The 17,483-nt window shown below is 38.8% G+C and carries 16 protein-coding genes and 1 tRNA gene; 10 read left to right on the forward strand and 7 right to left on the reverse strand.

What is annotated here, in order from left to right; all coding sequences use genetic code 11:
• The first annotated feature begins 3 nt into the window (after positions 1-3).
• The 8 genes from WJR50_RS24585 (at position 4) to ald (ending at position 10,346) form a co-directional block, all read left to right on the forward strand.
• Positions 4-975, forward strand: coding sequence for a GNAT family N-acetyltransferase (locus WJR50_RS24585; RefSeq protein ID WP_341295957.1), 972 nt, complete (start codon positions 4-6; stop codon positions 973-975).
• 85 nt (positions 976-1,060) lie between these two features.
• A complete protein-coding gene (locus WJR50_RS24590) occupies positions 1,061-2,449 on the forward strand; it encodes an FAD-dependent oxidoreductase (RefSeq protein WP_341295993.1) in 1,389 nt (462 codons plus the stop codon).
• A 9-nt stretch (positions 2,450-2,458) separates the two neighbouring features.
• Positions 2,459-4,261 carry a glycosyltransferase family protein gene (locus tag WJR50_RS24595; RefSeq protein ID WP_341295958.1) on the forward strand — a complete coding sequence of 601 codons (1,803 nt, stop codon included), beginning with the start codon at positions 2,459-2,461 and terminating at the stop codon, positions 4,259-4,261.
• 41 nt (positions 4,262-4,302) lie between these two features.
• On the forward strand, positions 4,303-6,129 hold the full coding sequence (locus WJR50_RS24600) for a glycosyltransferase family protein (RefSeq protein WP_341295959.1): 1,827 nt from the start codon (positions 4,303-4,305) through the stop codon (positions 6,127-6,129).
• Between the two features lie 83 nt (positions 6,130-6,212).
• Positions 6,213-7,967 (forward strand): aspartate--tRNA ligase, encoded by a 1,755-nt coding sequence (gene aspS / locus WJR50_RS24605; protein ID WP_341295960.1) that lies wholly within the window; start codon positions 6,213-6,215, stop codon positions 7,965-7,967.
• Positions 7,968-8,059: 92 nt separating this feature from the next.
• A complete protein-coding gene (locus WJR50_RS24610) occupies positions 8,060-8,548 on the forward strand; it encodes a DUF427 domain-containing protein (RefSeq protein WP_341295961.1) in 489 nt (162 codons plus the stop codon).
• A gap of 43 nt (positions 8,549-8,591) precedes the next feature.
• Positions 8,592-9,050, forward strand: a complete 459-nt coding sequence (locus WJR50_RS24615; protein ID WP_341295962.1) for a DUF4920 domain-containing protein — start codon at positions 8,592-8,594, stop codon at positions 9,048-9,050.
• A 168-nt stretch (positions 9,051-9,218) separates the two neighbouring features.
• Positions 9,219-10,346, forward strand: coding sequence for an alanine dehydrogenase (gene ald, locus WJR50_RS24620; RefSeq protein ID WP_341295963.1), 1,128 nt, complete (start codon positions 9,219-9,221; stop codon positions 10,344-10,346).
• 56 nt (positions 10,347-10,402) lie between these two features.
• On the opposite strand, the gene WJR50_RS24625 is transcribed toward ald, so the two are convergent.
• The gene (locus WJR50_RS24625; protein WP_341295964.1) at positions 10,403-10,861 is read right to left on the reverse strand and encodes a type I restriction enzyme HsdR N-terminal domain-containing protein; all 459 of its coding nucleotides are present in this window, start codon (positions 10,859-10,861) and stop codon (positions 10,403-10,405) included.
• A 42-nt stretch (positions 10,862-10,903) separates the two neighbouring features.
• Here WJR50_RS24625 and WJR50_RS24630 point away from each other — a divergent pair, with 42 nt between their 5' ends.
• Positions 10,904-11,674: an AMP nucleosidase gene (locus WJR50_RS24630; protein ID WP_341295965.1), complete on the forward strand. Its 771-nt coding sequence runs from the start codon at positions 10,904-10,906 to the stop codon at positions 11,672-11,674.
• Between the two features lie 45 nt (positions 11,675-11,719).
• Positions 11,720-13,516, forward strand: a complete 1,797-nt coding sequence (locus WJR50_RS24635) for an SLC13 family permease (RefSeq protein WP_341295966.1) — start codon at positions 11,720-11,722, stop codon at positions 13,514-13,516.
• A gap of 134 nt (positions 13,517-13,650) precedes the next feature.
• On the opposite strand, the gene WJR50_RS24640 is transcribed toward WJR50_RS24635, so the two are convergent.
• From WJR50_RS24640 to WJR50_RS24665, 6 genes are all read right to left on the reverse strand, one after another.
• Positions 13,651-14,118: an ExbD/TolR family protein gene (locus WJR50_RS24640; protein ID WP_341295967.1), complete on the reverse strand. Its 468-nt coding sequence runs from the start codon at positions 14,116-14,118 to the stop codon at positions 13,651-13,653.
• 1 nt (position 14,119) lies between these two features.
• Positions 14,120-14,689, reverse strand: a complete 570-nt coding sequence (locus WJR50_RS24645; protein ID WP_341295968.1) for an ExbD/TolR family protein — start codon at positions 14,687-14,689, stop codon at positions 14,120-14,122.
• Positions 14,690-14,691: 2 nt separating this feature from the next.
• Entirely contained in the window at positions 14,692-15,021 is a 330-nt protein-coding gene (locus WJR50_RS24650; protein ID WP_341295969.1) for a hypothetical protein, read from the reverse strand.
• 35 nt (positions 15,022-15,056) lie between these two features.
• On the reverse strand, positions 15,057-15,929 hold the full coding sequence (locus tag WJR50_RS24655) for a MotA/TolQ/ExbB proton channel family protein (protein WP_341295970.1): 873 nt from the start codon (positions 15,927-15,929) through the stop codon (positions 15,057-15,059).
• A 78-nt stretch (positions 15,930-16,007) separates the two neighbouring features.
• Positions 16,008-16,099: transfer RNA gene (locus WJR50_RS24660), tRNA-Ser, on the reverse strand.
• Positions 16,100-16,398: 299 nt separating this feature from the next.
• Positions 16,399-17,472 carry an asparaginase gene (locus WJR50_RS24665; protein ID WP_341295971.1) on the reverse strand — a complete coding sequence of 358 codons (1,074 nt, stop codon included), beginning with the start codon at positions 17,470-17,472 and terminating at the stop codon, positions 16,399-16,401.
• Positions 17,473-17,483 lie beyond the last annotated feature (11 nt).

Raw genomic sequence — 17,483 nt, forward strand, 5'->3', positions numbered from 1 at the left:
ACTATGAAGTATTCAATCTTGCGTAGTGAGGAGATTAAGCAAGAAAAGTGGGATAATTTTATTAAGCAGTCGCTTGAGGGAAATATTTATGCTACTTATACCTACTTGCAATATTGTGAGCGTGCTTGGAGGGCTGCCGTTTTATTTGATGAGGAAGGTAACTATGGGGCTGTTATGCCTTTTCAGATTCGTAAAGTTTATGGTATTGAATATATTTATCAAGATCCCTTTGCGAGAGAACTTGGTATTTTTTCCACTGAAAAATTCAGTAAGGAAGATAGCGTTAACCTTGCAGCTACTACTTTTGAAAAATACAGATATATAGCTAATTATCATTTTAATGTTGATAACTATAAGCTTCTACATGCATGTAATTTTCATTTATCGCACAAACTTTCTCAGACCACCACATTCCATTTGGATTTAAATAGACCTTATGGTGAGCTTTATAGCCATTATAATCAGAACAGAAAGAGAAATTTAAAAAAGGCAAAAAAATTAGGGCTTGAAATCCTGTCTTCTTCAAAGCCGGATGAGGCACTTTTGCTATTTAAGGACTTTACTTTCTCAAGAATTGAAGGATTACTTGCGTATCAGTTAGATCTTATGAAAGATCTTTATGACATCTTGCATAAGTTGGGAGAGCTTAAAATTTACTATGTATTCTATCAGAATAAGATCACTTCGGCGGCATTCTATAATTGCTTCAACAAAAAAATAACTTTTCTTTTTGGAGCAAATTCAAAGTTAGGCTTTCGGATAGGAAGTTCAACGTTTCTCCATGATCATGTTATTCGTGAAAATGCTGAAACGGAATGCATACTTGATTTTGAAGGAGGTAGTATACCCTCATTAGGTAAATTTTACAGTAGCTTTGGAGCAGAGAGAAAAGTCATTTATACTTACCAGCAGAATAACTTTCCACTACCAGTAAGATGGCTGATGGAAAGCAGAAAAAAATATTTGAAAAGTTGATTTTAGCTATTAAATATTCTTTTTCCTCAAAAAAAGAAATGGTTTTTGAGCATAATCTAAATATCATTTTATCGAAAAGATAATCATTATAGGTGCGGGTCCTGCAGGTTTGGCTGCTGGCTATGAACTCAGTAAGCATGGAGTGCAGGTAGAAATATATGAGGCTTCAGCTTATGTAGGAGGTATGGCCAGAAGTATAGAAGTACTGGGGCAGATTGTAGACTGCGGTCCTCATCGTTTTTTTACCAAGCATCCTTTGGTAAAAGGCTATTTCGAAGAAATCATCGGAGAAGATTATGTGAAAGTAAGAAGGCTTACCCGTATCTATTATCGGGATAGGTTTTTTGATTATCCATTGAAGTTAAGCAATGTCATTAAGCATCTCAGTATAGCAGAGATAATCAAAATACTTGGGGCTTATGCTTATCAAAAGCTATTTCCTCAAAAAAATCCCAATACGTTGGAAGCCTGGGTGACCAACAAATTTGGGAAAGAACTTTATAACATCTTTTTCAAAAATTATTCTGAAAAATTATGGGGGATTCCCTGCTCCCGTATAGACGCTGATTGGGCAGCGCAACGAATCAAGTCATTATCACTTTGGGAGGCAGCAAAACAAGTACTTTCTTTAAACAAAAATGAAAAACACCACTCTTTGATTGAGCAGTTTGATTACCCTAAGTTGGGAAGTGGTATGCTGTATGAAAAGGCAAAACAGGAGATTTTGAAAAGAGGTGGTCGTATCCATCTGAATACTCCCATACACTCTCTTCTGGTTGAAGAAAATACAATAAAAGGAGTAAGGCTAAAAAATGGCAATGAAGTTGGTGCGGAACATGTAATATCTACCATGCCTTTAACTACCCTCATTAAAAGTATTGAGAGTTTACCTGAAAATGTGAAGCATGCAGCTAATCAGCTCTTCTTCAGAAATACTATTCTTGTGTATCTGGAAGTAAATAGTGATCAGTTATTTGAAGATAACTGGATATATGTTCACTCTCCTGAAGTAAAACATGGCAGAGTTACCAATTTCAGAAACTGGAGCCCTTATCTCTATGGTGAGAAAAAAACTACTATTCTATGTATGGAGTTTTGGACATTTACCGAAGAGGAGTTGTGGAAAGAAAAAGAAGAAAACCTAATTAACTTGGCTAAAAAAGAGCTTTTTCAAACCAAGTTACTCCCGCCTGATACTTATGTTTTAGGGGCAGAAGTTCTAAGAATTCCTAAATGTTACCCGGTATACGAAGTAGGCTATAAGGAGCATTTACAGCGTATCAAAACATACTTGAATCAATTTGAAAGTTTGAGTTTAATAGGAAGGTATGGTGCTTTCAAATACAATAATCAGGATCACTCCATATTGATGGGAATATTGGCTGCACAAAATTTATTGGGTAAGCAAAATGTAAGCTTATGGGAACTTAATTCTGATCAGGAGTATCAGGAAGAGGATTTTGGCAAAAGCTAGTTGATCAACATGCTTAATTTGAAAAGTAATTCAAGCTCTAACCAAAAGGAAAAAGGATTACCCCTTTTCGTATGTGTGGTGTGTATTATCTTTTTTGCATGGGTGTTCAGTATATGTAGTATTATTAGCTTGAGTTGGTTTTGTTCTTTTGAAGAGATTGTAAATTGGAAAGCTGAGAAAACGCCCTATTTTCGGGATGTATTAATACAACACGATATACCATTACTTTATAACAATTACTTGCTAGCACGTAGCATTTCTATTTTGTTGTGGAGTATAATTATAGGTGTTACTTGCTTTATTTTCCTTAGAAGGAAGAAGCTATTGCTTTGTTTGCAACAATTTTACGATTTTGCTATTGAACAACGCTTAGATTGTAAACGAGCGTTTCTGAGGTTAAAGACGTCAGAGAAATTAGCATTTATATTTCTCTTAATCACCTCCATCGGGCTTCGCATTTATCATTTCTCTTATCTGCCGGTTCATGTGGATGAATTGATGACTTATTATTCATTCGTGAATGAAGGTTTTTTACTTACTTCACTTTACTATCCTGTTCCTAATAACCATGTTTTTTTTAATTACATATTTATTTTATTCAGCAAGTTTATCAATGATCCAATTCTGGCTGCACGCATTCCTTCCGCCATTGCTTTTCACTTAATGTTGTTGATGTTATTTTTTGGCCTTCTTCGGTATTTTAAAAATTATAGCATTGCTTTTCTTTCAACAGCAATGTGCGTTTTCTTATTTCCTTCCAGTGTATATGCCGCAGAAGGTCGAGGGTATGCTGTATTAAGTTTGATGGTGGTATTGGCAGCCTTTTCTCTACTGCTGATGATTGAAAAGAATCGGAAAGAAACAACATTTTTATTTGTGCCTGCCTGTGTTATAGGAGCATGGACTGTCCCTGTCTTTTTTATCCCTTTCCTTTCTCTTGTGTCTTTTGGGTTGTGGAGAAGTATTACTGATAGAAACCGCCTTCTTTTCAAATGGATAATGGTGAGTACATGTTGTGTGGGAGTTGGTGTATTTATCTCATATTTACCTGTATTTCTATTTAGCGGTATAAGTGCTGTAGCAGCAAATAAGACCGTAGTGCCAGTTCAGGATTCAAATTTTTTTACATATATATATCCTATAGCTTCAGCTGAAATCTTAAGTTTTTTTGCCGGAATAGATACTAAAGGCTGGGTCTTTTTCTTACTGTTTGGAGCCTTGGCCTTAGTAATTTATTGGAAGGGGGAAGAAAGATATCAAAGATGGATACAGCTCTCTATGCTTATGTTGGGAATGATATTTCTCTATGCACTTGTGGGCAGGAGATTTATGTTTCAGCGAACAGTCACTTATGCTACTTATTTCCTTTATCCTGCTGTAGTAACAATTTTGGTATATGCTACAAATAGCACGATCAAGTCAAAACTTGTTAGAAATGTTATAGTAGGATGCATACTGATATGCCTTCCATTTCTTTCATATATACAATATCAAGCTAATGTTTTTGAAGTACATCTCTTGCCTAGTAAATATTATAATGTATTGGAGCAGCACATTAGTAAAGCCATCCAAAATGAAGACAAGGTATACTTAGCTGTGTCAGATAGCTACGTTAATTTGTATGGAAGATATCTAGAAGAAACTAAAGACATGCAGTTTGTAGATACTTTAGATAAAGCGAACATGCTTATTATTGAAGAAAGCTTAATTGGCAAGTTTACAAAAAAAGAATTATCTGCTTTTCGGCAAACTGGTTATTCTCCTTCACTGGCTTCCTTTTTGAACACATTACTATTTTACGAAAGAAAGTAAGTAATATTTGTCCTCTATGAAATTTTGAAAATAGTATTAAGGTGAAAACTAACTTCCTGAAAAAAAACATTCTTCCCTCCCATAATTTTGCTGAAAAACTTTTTGCTTACTGCATGCTAGGAGGAGTATTTATCTGGTTAATTACCTATAGTAGTATTGTTAGCTTGAGTTGGATATACTCTTTTCAAGAGATTGTAAACTGGAAAGTAAGTAAAGGTTCTTTTTTACAAGGTGATTCTATTAAATATGATATCCCGTTCAGATATGAGAATTATCAGCTAGCTCGTCTGCTCTCTATAATTCTGTGGGGAATTGTATTGAGTTTAACAGTTGCATTTTTTTACTGTAAAAAGACTGTATTCATAGAACTACATAAGTGCTTTCTTTTAATTATAGAACAAATAAAGAAAAGTAGGCAAGCCTATCGCAACTTGCAGCAGTATGAGAGAGCCTTATTAGTATCTATCTTATTTTTTTCGGTAGGTTTGCGTATCTACTTGTACTTTTACTTGCCTCCCCATTTTGATGAATTAGGTACTTATTTTCAATTTGTAGATCAAGGTTTTTTGTTCATCAATGTATTTTATCCTTATCCCAATAATCATGTCTTTTTTAATCATGTTTACCTTCTTGCAAGCCTATTCACAGATGATGCTATTTTAGCAGGACGCCTCCCTTCCATGATATTTTTTCATGCATTGATTGTGTTATTATTTATAGGGATTTTGCGCCTCACAAAAAACGTTTATGCCGCCTTTCTGAGCCTAATAATCTGCGTTTTTTATTTACCTTCTAGTGTATATGCAGTTGAAGGCAGAGGATATATGTTGCTCTCTTTACTTTTATTGGTAGCAGCATTTTCATTGTTACTTGCCTTACTTAATAATAGAAAAGAAGCTTTCTATATTTTTATACCAGCCAGTGTGCTTGCAGCATTTACAATTCCGGTATTCTTTGTGCCATTTTTAGGGCTTATGATTTTTGGTGTTGTTTATTCACTAATGTTAAGGAAACAAAATCTTTTTAACAGCATAATAATGAGTGGAATTTGCGTAGGTCTGGGTGTGCTTCTTTCTTATTTACCAATATTCTTATTCAATGGCATAAAAGCAGTAGCTGCCAATGAAACCGTTGCTTCATTACATGTCCCTCACTTTTACACTTATAACTTTCCAATTGCTACAGCAGAAACAATAAGCTTCTTGGTAGGAACTTCAACAAAAGGATGGATATTTTTTGTGGTTTTTGGAATACTAATTGGCTTAGCCATTTTTAAGGTAAATATTAAGACCAAATTGTGGTGGTATTTGTCTGGTAGTATCCTTTCTGCACTATTTTTTTATGCACTCGTCAGAAGAAGTTTTGTGCTGGAAAGAAGTACTTCCTACAATAGTTTTTTTATCTACTCTTCTTTTGCCATAGCCATTGCATACTGGCTAATGCGCTTGGTCAAATCAAGAAGATTCATTTGGAGTATAATGACAATACTGACAGCTATGATTGTTTATAGTTCTTACTTTCAATATCAGTATAATTTATATGAGCCTCATTTGCTTCCATGTGAGTATTACATTAAGACCAATAAAAACATTAATGAGGTTGTCAAAGAGCACAAAACAATATTTATGGATGGAGATTCTCTCCAAACCTACCCTATGCTTTATTATAAATATATGATTACTAAATCTGGTCTGCCTTCTTTAGAACAAGATAATTATCAAGAAGCAGACGTACTCATTCTAAATGTAATTAGAGTAGAACGGGGGATATACGACTTGCAAAATTATACTCGAACTGATAGTATTGCCAACATCCCCGCTTGGTCTAATACTTCTCGTATGGTTTTTCACAGAAAAGATAAATTGTAGAAGCTACATTCTCCACTTTCCCCTCAATGAAAAATAGGCTAAATTGCCTCCCAAATTTTTTACCGGAAATAAAATATTAACATATGCTACGTACGCATACCTGCGGAGAACTTCGGATTGAAGATGTAAATAATGAAGTGACACTTACCGGCTGGACCCAGCGTGTGAGAGATAAAGGAGGCGTGATCTGGATTGACCTGCGTGACCGTTACGGCCTTACCCAGCTTATTTTTAAGGAAGGAGAGACTGCCGAAACTTTAATCGCTAAAGCCAGAGAGGTGGGCCGTGAATTTGTCCTTCAGGCAAAAGGAAAGGTGATAGAAAGAGTATCCAAAAATCCTAAGATGGCTACTGGCGATGTGGAATTGGAAGTAAATGCGCTGACTATACTTAACTCCTCTAAAGTGCCTCCCTTCACTATTGAAGACGATACAGACGGAGGAGAAGATCTGCGGATGAAGTACCGTTATCTGGATTTACGTCGTGGTGTAGTGCGTAGCAAACTGCAATTGCGTCATAAGATGATGCAGCATACCCGTCGCTATCTGGATGGGCAGCATTTTATAGAAGTAGAAACCCCGGTGCTCATCAAGTCTACACCGGAAGGGGCTCGCGACTTTGTGGTGCCTTCCCGTATGCATCCGGGTGAGTTTTATGCCCTGCCCCAGTCTCCGCAGACTTTCAAGCAGTTGCTCATGGTTTCCGGCTTTGATCGCTACTTCCAGATTGTGAAATGTTTTCGCGACGAAGATTTGCGTGCCGACCGTCAGCCGGAGTTTACACAAATTGATTGCGAAATGGCTTTTGTTACCCAGGAAGACATTCTCAATACCTTTGAAGGGCTGACTAAATATCTTTTCAAAGAAGTGAAGGGACTGGAAATTACCGATTTTCCGCGCATGAGCTATGCCGATGCCATGAAACTCTACGGCTCCGACAAACCGGATACCCGTTTTGAGATGAAGTTTACCGAACTCAATGCAATAGCTCAGAACAAAGGTTTTAAAGTGTTTGACAGTGCCGAACTGGTAGTGGGTATCTGTGCGGAAGCTTGTGCCGAATACAGCCGCAAACAATTGGATGCGCTGACTGAATTTGTTACTCGTCCGCAAATTGGTGCCAAAGGGCTAGTGTATGTGAAGTGTAATGCGGATGGTACTTTTAAGTCTTCAGTAGATAAATTTTTCTCTGCCGATGACCTCAAAGGCTGGATGGAAAAAATGGGAGGTAAACCCGGTGACTTATTGCTGATTCTTGCCGGCGAAGCCAATAAAACCCGCAAAGCGCTCAACGAATTGCGCCTGCATATGGGTAGTGAGCTTGGGTTAAGAGATAAAAATACTTTTAAGCCACTTTGGGTAGTAGACTTCCCATTGCTGGAGTGGGATGAAGAACTGGAGCGCTTCCATGCCATGCACCACCCTTTTACTTCGCCCAAACCTGAGGATATTGAAAAACTAGATAGTGATCCAGGGGCAGTCAGGGCTAACGCTTATGACCTGGTGATCAATGGTGTAGAAATTGGTGGTGGCTCTATCAGGATTCACGACCGGGAACTACAAAATACTATGTTTAGGAAACTAGGCTTTAGTCAGGAAGAAGCACAGAAGCAGTTTGGCTTTCTGATGGACGCTTTTGAATACGGTGCGCCTCCTCACGGTGGTATCGCCTTTGGCTTTGACCGTATGTGTGCCCTCTTTGACGGAGCTGATTCTATTCGTGATTATATCGCTTTCCCTAAAAATAATGCCGGTCGTGATGTGATGATAGATACGCCTTCTACCATCTCCGAAGATCAGTTAAGAGAGCTGGAAATCATGGTGAAGCGGTCATCGTGACCCGGTCATCGTGACTCGGTCATCGTGAGGTGATCTAATTAGTAGATAAACATATTGATTATAATGGCAGTTGATGCATAAAGTCAACTGCCATGAAAAAAATACAGCCCAAACCCGGACAGGAATCTGTCTGGGACTACCCACGCCCTCCGAGACTGGAAGATACCAACAAGCATGTGCGAGTAGTATTTAATGGAGAAGTAATAGCGGATTCTAATCGGGCTAAAAGAGTACTGGAAACCAGCCATCCTCCGGTATTTTATATTCCGCCACAGGATATCAAAATGGAATTTCTTAAGCCTAACTCTCATAGCAGCTTTTGTGAATTTAAAGGTATGGCAAAGTACTACTCGCTTGAGGTGAATGATAAAAAAATAGAGAATGCTGCCTGGTTTTATCCTGAACCAACTGAGCACTTTGCAGCGTTAAAGGATTATGTGGCTTTTTATCCCTCTAAGATGGATGCCTGCTATGTAGCAGATGAAAAAGTACAGGCGCAGGAAGGAGATTTCTACGGAGGTTGGATCACGAAAGAGATCGTAGGGCCTTTTAAAGGAGGAGCAGGTACCTGGGGGTGGTGATAAATTATAAATTAGCAGATTACATATTAAAAATTTCATGAGTATGCACAGATACCTGATTGCATTGACCTTATGGCTGTTGGCAGCAGGGACAGCATCTGCCCAGGATGCCGAAAGTTTTGGTAAAGCGTTTTCTGCCGAAAATGCCCTTCAACCCACTGAGTTTATTCAGGAAATGGATGGCAAGATAGAAAAGGAAGTCAAGCTTTCTGCAAAGGTTAATGAGGTTTGTCCGATGAAAGGCTGCTGGATGACCCTGGACCTTGAGAATGGTGAGGAAGTGATGGTCCGATTTAAAGACTATGCTTTCTTTGTTCCTAAAAATTCAGGCGGTAAAACAGCCATCGTAGAAGGTCGGGCTTATTATGATGAGGTATCGGTAGAAACTTTGCGTCACTACGCTGAAGATGCAGGCAAATCTCAGGAAGAGATCAATGCCATTACTGAACCGGAAATGCGCTTATCTTTTGTGGCTGATGGTGTAATTATTAAAGAAGAATAAATATTAAAAAGATTATCTCCCAGCCCGCCCTGTGCGGGCTTTTTCGTTTTTAGTGGTAGGATTTTACAAGTGTAATGATACTTTACACCGAAGCAAAGCGTATATTTGCAGCCTTATTTTAAGATGTCATTTATAATGTATTTGTGAGATACTTAAACTTATAATGTAATGATTGTTGGAGTTCCTAAGGAGATAAAAAATAATGAGAACCGTGTGGGCTTAACCCCTGCAGGCGTGAAAGAACTGACAAAGTTAGGGCATACCGTCAAAGTACAGCGTACTGCCGGTGAGGGTAGTGGCTTTACGGATGACCTTTATGAAGAAGCTGGCGCAAGTATGCTACCGGATATTGAGGCGGTTTATGCAGAGGCTGAAATGATCATCAAAGTTAAGGAGCCTATCAAGCCGGAATACCAATTGATCAAACAAGATCAATTGGTATTTACTTATTTTCACTTTGCTTCAAGTGAGGAGCTGACCCGAGCTATGATTGAGACCGGAGCCATTTGCCTGGCTTACGAAACTGTAGAGTTACCAGACCGTAGCTTGCCTCTGTTGGTTCCTATGTCTGAAGTAGCTGGTCGTATGGCCATTCAGCAGGGAGCTAAGTATCTGGAGAAACCCCTTAAAGGTCGTGGTATTTTGCTAGGGGGCGTACCCGGTGTAAGGCCTGCCAAAGTGCTTATTCTGGGTGGTGGTATCGTAGGTACACAAGCCGCTAAGATGGCTGCTGGCCTGGGGGCAGATGTTACCATTATGGATACCAACCTGACACGCCTTCGCTATCTTTCTGATATTCTGCCTGCCAATGTTTCTACCATGATGTCTAATGAATACAACATCAGAGCGATGCTTGGCCAGGTAGATTTGATCGTTGGAGCGGTGCTCATCCCCGGTGCTAAAGCACCTAAACTGATCACCAGAGATATGCTTAAAGATATGCAGCCCGGTGCTGTGTTGGTTGATGTGGCTGTGGATCAAGGAGGATGTATAGAAACTTGTACGCCTACTACGCACGAGAATCCGACTTTTATCATTGATGATGTCGTTCATTATTGTGTAGCCAACATGCCGGGAGCAGTACCCTATACTTCTACCATTGCACTTAACAACGCTACCCTTCCCTACGCTATTCAACTGGCTAATCTGGGTTGGGAAAAAGCCTGTGCTACCATTGAGCCTCTTAAGAAAGGCCTGAATGTCGTAAAAGGAGATGTGGTATACCAAAGCGTAGCAGAAGCTTTTGATATGCCTTTTGTAGCAGTAGAAAAATATATTGATAAGGTGACAGCTTAAGGATAAGCTTATTTTGAAAAAAATGAGGCAGGAGATTTTTCAATTTTCTGCCTTTTTTATGTCACACAGATTTCCTCAAAATCAGGAAGGGTATCCAGAAAAGTAAAAGATTTTCTCTGATGATTTATCTTGCAGCAATAATGTTCTAAGCCATTGGATACCAGCAAATAAGAAGCCTTCAATGTACCATTGTATATAGAAGACTGTTCAAATACCTTTTGGTCAATTGGTACTTTGAAAGATTTACATTCTAGTATAAGTAATGGCTCACCTTTTCGGTTAAAAACAACTACGTCCGTTCTTTTGGCTAGTTTATTGTACTTTAACCCACTCTCAACTTTTATTAAAGCCTTGGGAAAAGATAAATGACTAATTAAAAAATGGATAAGATGTTGTCGTACCCACTCTTCGGGAGTCAATGCCACATATTTTCTCCTGACAATATCGTAGATTACAGCTTTTCCTTCTACTTTTTGTACTTTGTAGTCGTAGGAAGGTAAATTTAAGTTCACCATAGGCTAAATCTATGGATATATTTTTTTTCATAAAAGTGTGATATGAAAGATAAAAAATCAATTGTCCAGGACTGGCTTCCTCGGTATACCGGAACCGCGTTAGACGCATTTGGGGAGTATATCCTGCTTACCAATTTCTTCAATTATGTAGAGATGTTTGCTACCCAATTTGACGTAGAAATCAGAGGTATAGGAAGACCCATGCAAACGGCTACTGCTAATAACATTACTATGATTAATTTTGGAATGGGGAGTGCCAATGCAGCCACAGTCATGGATTTATTGTCAGCCATTAAACCTAAAGCTGCACTTTTTCTGGGCAAATGCGGAGGACTCAAAAAGACGCAGGTTGGCGATCTGATTTTGCCTATTGCTGCAATCAGGGGGGAAGGGACAAGCGACGATTATATGCCTCCTGAGGTTCCTGCTCTTCCGTCCTTCCGCCTCCAAAGAGCTGTTTCCTCCATGATTAAGAAACATGAACTGGATTACTGGACGGGCACTATTTATACAACCAACCGTAGGGTATGGGAGCATGATAAAGATTTTAAAAAATACCTGAAGAAGATACGAGCTCTGGGGATTGATATGGAGACGGCAACTATATTTATTGTAGGATTTATTAATAAAATTCCGCACGGAGCATTGCTCCTGGTGTCAGATTTACCTATGATTGCGGAAGGAGTAAAAACGGAGAAAAGCGATGCTGAGGTTACCAGTCGTTTTGCTGCAAAACATGTGCAGATCGGTATAGATGCACTTCTGGAACTTATTAATTCCGGTGAATCTGTCAAGCATCTTCGTTTTGAATAACTCAGTATAATAATTTTCCCATTAGTCTAGTTTAGCTATAGATTTATGTTACCAATTGCCTGGCAGCAGTTCATTGTTTTAGCAAGTATTCTCACCTTATTTATCTGCATTTACAGGGAATGGGTTAGACCCTCACTGGGATTCCTGGTGACTGTACTGGGGTTTGTAATTCTTAGCATAATTTCTCCTGAAGAGATGCTCTCTGGCTTTTCCAACCAGTCTATTGGTAGTATTGTATTATTGATACTGATCAGTGCAGCACTGCGTAAAAATTTTCAGATAGAAGCAGTTATCGAGAGTATTTACAAACTAGGTAAAAGACATGTGGTGCTTAGCTATCGCTCTTTTCTTTTTAGAATGATGATACAGGTAGCGATATTTTCCTCTTTTATCAATAATACACCTATCGTCGCTCTTATGACACCTTATGTGTTCAACTGGGGAAAACGGAATAATGTGTCACCTTCCAAACTACTCATTCCGCTATCATATGCTACTATCATGGGGGGAATGCTTACTATCATTGGTACCTCTACTACACTTGTGCTGAACGGGTTTATGCTGGATTATAACATTGCCTCCTTAAATGCTGTAGATCTGCTTTACATTGGGGGCGCTGTTTGTTTCACTGGTATTTTGCTCATTGGAATAGTTGGCTACAGGCTATTGCCCGATAATAAAGATATTTTAGAGAGCTTTAGTAAAAACAAACGTGAGTATTTGGTAGAGACAATTCTTGAGGAAAATTCTTCTCTCAGTGGAAAAACTATTGTAGAAGCAGGCTTGAGAAGCTTAAAAGGCGTATATCTGGTGGAAATTATTCGTAGTGAAGAAACCTTGTCACCGGTAGAGCCTACTGAGAGAATTTCTAAAAATGATGTGCTTATTTTTGCAGGTGATACTGAAAATATTGTTGAGCTTCTGAGCAACGGGCGAGGCTTAAGTTTGCCAAAACCTGCCGATACCCGTAATGAAGATAAAGTGAATATCATAGAGGCTGTTGTTGGAACAAACTCTAGTCTGGTTGGACGTACTCCCAAAGAGATGGAGTTTCGTAAACGTTACGATGCTGCTATTGTGGCTATTCACAGAAATGGTGAGCGTTTGAGTGGGAAAATTGGCGATATACAGCTTAGTCAGGGAGATTTACTACTGCTATACGCAGGTCGAAATTTTAAGGACAGAGTAGATTTATACCGTGATATATTTATAGTTTCTCAACTAAAAGAGTTTCTGCGACCTAATAGAAAAAAGGTGACTTCATTTTTGATTGTAGCACTTACCGCCATTGCCATGGTAGTATTTGGTTACTTTACACTCTTTGTCTCTTTGCTGATCATTTTTGCCATCATGATTGCTCTTAAAATGGTTTCTATCAATGATATCAAGAATGAAATCGACGTGAATATGATTTCAATACTTGTTTTTTCTCTGGCCATTGGTCAAGCTATGATCAAAACAGGAAGTGGAGATCTTTTGGCTACAGGAATTCTTAACTTGACCCAAGGCTTTGGTACTCTGGGAATTTTGGCTAGTCTGTTAGTTATTACCACTATTCTTACTTCTTTTATTACTAATGTGGGGGCTATATCCATTACTTTTCCACTGGCATATTCTATCAGTAATAGTTTAGGAATAGATGGCATGCCCTTTTATCTGGGAATCGCCTATGCAGCTTCTGCTGCTTTCCTTACTCCTATCGGTTACCAGACCAATTTAATTGTCTATGGACCGGGAGGATATACCTTCAAAGATTTTATGAAAATAGGGTTGCCAGTTTGTATCGTTTATCTGCTTACAGTGATAATTATGATAAATTGGCTATTTCCAGGTATGAATTGATTAAGGTATTGATAATAAGAGTCTTTCATTTATTGATCATGAAATAGTCTCTCTCCGATATGCCAATTTTTTGACAAAAAAAAGCCATCCGGAGAACCGAATGGCTTATCAAGTTGTGTAGCGTAATATATTATTTACAATTGAACGTTGGCTTCAGGAGTGGTAGTATAAAGTACCTTAAGAGCATTTGCATTTCTAAGCTCCTGCTGCACATCAGAAACAATTCCCATTTTGGCTTCTCTGTCTACTTTCATAGCCATGGTAATCTGATCTCTTTCTGCCTCTGTTAGTTTGTCTTTTTCTTGGTTAACAAACTGAACAATACCCTCAGGTTCAATCAATACATCATTTACCTGTATTTTAGGTTCAGAGCCGTAACGCTCAACTTCCTTAGGCTTACCAATGTAAATATAACTTACGAGAGATTTTTTCTCAATTTTACTAAGTTGCTCAGCCTGAGGAATACGCTGTAGTACCAATAAGTCAGTCTCTCTCAATACTGTAGTTACCATAAAAAAGAACAGCAGCATGAAGATGATATCCGGCAAAGCTGAAGTAGGGATATCCTGACTAGCGGATGATTTTTTCTTAAACTTTGACATATTAGTTACCTCCTCCTGCTTTACTAGGTTCTGCAATTGATATCTGCATAGGAATCTCTTTCCTTAGCTCATCATAACGATCCTGTACACTAGGCTCCGCATCATTGATGTTACGCACCAACTCTGCACTAATTCCTAGTTCAGAAGCATAGATCTCATAGTAAGCACCTTTCAGTTCATCATATACTTCAATGAACTTCTCGTAACCAGTACCACGGTCAGTTTTGAATGAGACCACGGCATCTAAAGGACTTTCAGAAAGATCAGGGTTGTTACCGTAATTAAGAACAAACTCCTTTACTTTTTCCTTAAGCATTCCTACATCGTCCATAGGTTCACCTTCTACCAGCATTAAATCCTGAGAGTTAAGCAAGACTTTAAACAAATTCCTCTCATTGAATTTTACTTCTGGTGGAGGATCATTAGGGTCTTGCTTAGGGGGAAGGCGAAGTGCCAACCCCTTATCAGATGCAATAGTAGTGGTTACCAGGAAGAATATTAGCAGAAGAAAAGCTATATCGGCCATAGAGCCCGCATTTACTTCTCCTGCACCTCTTTTCTTTCTAGCCATAATTACTTGAAAATTTTATTAACCTCTGTAAACACGATGCTTACCAATGCCACTCCAATCAACAGATACATAGTGATAAGAGCTCCACCAATAAACTTCGAGGATGATTCCGTGATACCAAATTTGGTATAAACCGTAGTAATTTCATCACCAGAAATAGAGTATCCAATGAAGAAAACGATCGCAATGCCTATTAAGCCGACTACTGTACCTAAGAGTGCTTTAGGGTTAGACAAAGCACTTATCAAAGGAAGGACAATGGCTAAAACAAGTGCCAATCCAGCCAAAATGTAAGCGGCGTATAGTCCGTAGGTTGAAATAAACTCGTCCATATAAATTTTTGCTTGATTTAGAATTGTGGATAATATTACTTCTCAATTCTTGCACTAGTGCTACCTGCAGAAAGCTTATGCTTAACAAGCAAGTCTACCAGGGCAATAGAAGCATCCTCCATAGAGTTAACCAAGCTATCTATTTTAGAAACGCAGTAGTTGTAAAACAATTGCAGGATAATCGCTACGATCAAACCAGCAACTGTTGTTAAAAGTGCTACTTTAATACCACCAGCCACAAGAGAAGGAGATATATCTCCAGCAGCTTCAATTGCATCAAATGCACCAATCATACCAATTACTGTACCCATGAAACCGAGCATAGGAGCGATAGCGATGAAAAGAGATATCCAAACCAGTCCTTTTTCCAAACGGCCCATTTCTACCGAACCATAAGAGATAATAGATTTTTCTACCATATCAATACCCTCAGACATTCTCATCAAACCTTGAGTAAAGATAGAAGCTACCGGACCACGAGTGTTTTTGGTCACATCTTTCGCAGCCTCAACACCACCTGTATTCAGGGCATCTTCTACTTTAGCCAAAAGCTTTTTGGTATTGGTAGTAGCCATGTTCAGGGTGATGATTCTCTCAATAGAGATAGCCAAACCGAGGATCAGACAGATTAATACAGGAGACATAAATTTCCAGTCACCTTCAATAAACTTTTCCTTTACAGCCTGATGGAAACTTTGCTCATCCATATCTTCTACTAAGTCCTCATCCATTGCAGAGGTAGCAGCAGGGGCAGGCTCTTCTTCCATCGGTTCTTCCATAGCAGCAGCGGTAGTATCTTCTGCCATTTCGGTAGTGTCAGCGTCCATCTGATCCTGAGCTAAAAGTAGTTGAGAATCACTGAAGGTCAGGATGCCAGTTACTAATAATAAAGTGAATAACTTTTTCATAACGTGTTTAGTAGTCTGTTGTAGTGATTAATTAAAGTTAGTTAAAGATTTATAGATCAAAAATTAATAACATATCTATGGCGGAGAGGGCGGGATTCGAACCCGCGGTACCCCGGTGGGGGCACACTCACTTTCCAGGCGAGCACCTTCGACCGCTCGGTCACCTCTCCAAAAAGCTATAAATTAACCTAGAACTGTACTTTTCTTATAAATAGTGTTACCTACAAATAAATCAATAATATATGCTATATGCAAGTTTTAAGATTAAATCGTATGGAAAATTAAGTTTATATAATATACAGTTAATTTCGCTTGAGATTCTTTGTCAACAAACTGTAAAATTATGCTCATTAACTTAAACAATTATCAATAAATATAGAATCAAGCGTTAAACTTACTAAAAATTTTGTCATTTGTTGCAAGTTTTTTTTTGTGCAGGAGAGTAAATTGATTGTAAATCAATTGTATTTTAATAAGTTTCTCCACAAATAGGTTGAGGAAGTAAACGCCTGACCTCCTGTGGGTTTTGTTCCTTACCCAGGAGGAACATCATTTTAGTTACTGCTGCTTCTGTGGTCATATCTTTACCACTGATGACCCCAATATCGTCCAGACTTCTGCTGGTCTGGTATCTTCCCTGTATTACCCTTCCCCCACTACATTGTGAGATATTGAGAATAATCACTCCCCGATCAATGGCGTCGGAAAGACTGTCCAGCATAAAAGTATCAGTAGGTGCATTTCCTGAGCCAAAAGTCTCCAGTACCACTCCTTTGATATCAGGAATTTGTAAAATACTTTCTACCACCCGCCTGCTGATGCCTGGAAAAAGTTTAAGAATAGCTACGTTAGAATCAAGTTTGCTGTGATAGACCAGTTTTTGATCAGCTTTATAAGGTTTTATAGCAGACTTATTATAGTCAATTACTACGCCTGCTTCTCCCAAAATAGGGTAGTTCTCTGATTCAAATGCGTCAAAATGAATGCTTTGCCGCTTACTACTGCGGTTGCCCCTCAACAGAAGGTTGCCAAAGTAGATACAGACTTCCGGTACCACCGGTTTTCCATCCCGGTATTCGCTGGCAATTTCTAGAGCAGTGATAAAATTCTCATGTGCATCTGACCTTTTGGAGCCGATAGGAAGTTGAGCTCCGGTAAAAATTACCGGTTTGTTAAGTCCTTCCAGCATGTAACTAAGTGCAGAGGCGCTATAAGCCATAGTATCAGTCCCATGTATCACCACAAAGCCATCATAGCGGCGGTAGTTTTCATAAATGATGTAGGCCATGTCTACCCAGTGCACAGGGCGGATGTTGGCCGAATCTACCAGTTCAGGAAAAGAAATGACAGTAATATGAATATTAAACCCTTGAATGGAAGGTACTTTTTCTACAATTCTGGAAAAATTGAAAGGCATGAGAGAACCGCGCTCATCGTAAGACATACCCAACGTGCCTCCTGTATAGATGATAAGTACAGCAGACATAGGCTTGTCAGGTGAGGCAGTATTGATGTTGACTATTTTGTAATTCTGTCTTTCCATAATCGGATGCT

The sequence above is a fragment of the Catalinimonas locisalis genome (genome assembly GCF_038039535.1).
GTDB lineage: Bacteria > Bacteroidota > Bacteroidia > Cytophagales > Cyclobacteriaceae > Catalinimonas.

Bases quoted from the DNA above. Each gene is read 5' to 3' on its own strand.
- WJR50_RS24585 (WP_341295957.1), top strand. From the start codon at position 4: ATGAAGTATTCAATCTTGCGTAGTGAGGAGATTAAGCAAGAAAAGTGG.
- WJR50_RS24595 (WP_341295958.1), top strand. From the start codon at position 2,459: ATGCTTAATTTGAAAAGTAATTCAAGCTCTAACCAAAAGGAAAAAGGA.
- aspS (WP_341295960.1), top strand. From the start codon at position 6,213: ATGCTACGTACGCATACCTGCGGAGAACTTCGGATTGAAGATGTAAAT.
- WJR50_RS24610 (WP_341295961.1), top strand. From the start codon at position 8,060: ATGAAAAAAATACAGCCCAAACCCGGACAGGAATCTGTCTGGGACTAC.
- WJR50_RS24615 (WP_341295962.1), top strand. From the start codon at position 8,592: ATGCACAGATACCTGATTGCATTGACCTTATGGCTGTTGGCAGCAGGG.
- ald (WP_341295963.1), top strand. From the start codon at position 9,219: ATGATTGTTGGAGTTCCTAAGGAGATAAAAAATAATGAGAACCGTGTG.
- WJR50_RS24625 (WP_341295964.1), bottom strand. From the start codon at position 10,861: ATGGTGAACTTAAATTTACCTTCCTACGACTACAAAGTACAAAAAGTA.
- WJR50_RS24630 (WP_341295965.1), top strand. From the start codon at position 10,904: ATGAAAGATAAAAAATCAATTGTCCAGGACTGGCTTCCTCGGTATACC.
- WJR50_RS24635 (WP_341295966.1), top strand. From the start codon at position 11,720: ATGTTACCAATTGCCTGGCAGCAGTTCATTGTTTTAGCAAGTATTCTC.
- WJR50_RS24640 (WP_341295967.1), bottom strand. From the start codon at position 14,118: ATGTCAAAGTTTAAGAAAAAATCATCCGCTAGTCAGGATATCCCTACT.
- WJR50_RS24645 (WP_341295968.1), bottom strand. From the start codon at position 14,689: ATGGCTAGAAAGAAAAGAGGTGCAGGAGAAGTAAATGCGGGCTCTATG.
- WJR50_RS24650 (WP_341295969.1), bottom strand. From the start codon at position 15,021: ATGGACGAGTTTATTTCAACCTACGGACTATACGCCGCTTACATTTTG.
- WJR50_RS24655 (WP_341295970.1), bottom strand. From the start codon at position 15,929: ATGAAAAAGTTATTCACTTTATTATTAGTAACTGGCATCCTGACCTTC.
- WJR50_RS24665 (WP_341295971.1), bottom strand. From the start codon at position 17,472: ATGGAAAGACAGAATTACAAAATAGTCAACATCAATACTGCCTCACCT.